The sequence below is a fragment of the Streptomyces atroolivaceus genome (assembly GCF_000717025.1).
GTDB classification, from domain to species: domain Bacteria; phylum Actinomycetota; class Actinomycetes; order Streptomycetales; family Streptomycetaceae; genus Streptomyces; species Streptomyces atroolivaceus.
Genome location: NZ_JNXG01000091.1, coordinates 1 through 235, shown reverse-complemented (window position 1 = coordinate 235; position 235 = coordinate 1). Strand labels below are relative to the sequence as shown.

1 protein-coding gene is annotated in these 235 nt (G+C 68.9%); it reads left to right on the top strand.

The features are described from left to right. Positions 1–235: aminotransferase class III-fold pyridoxal phosphate-dependent enzyme (locus tag OO67_RS35550; protein WP_033305970.1), on the top strand; the 235-nt coding region annotated here is incomplete at both ends.

The following is a 235-nucleotide window of genomic DNA, read 5'->3' as shown; positions in this document are numbered from 1 at the left end:
CCTGCCCTACAAGGTGATGTTCCCCGGCCCGACCGGCACCAACGCCGTCGAGTCGGCGCTGAAGCTGGCCCGCAAGGTCAAGGGCCGCGAGTCGGTCGTCTCGTTCACCAACGCCTTCCACGGGATGTCGCTGGGCTCGCTGGCCGTGACCGGCAACGCCTTCAAGCGGGCCGGCGCCGGTATCCCGCTGGTCCACGGCACGCCGATGCCGTTCGACAACTACTTCGACGGCCAG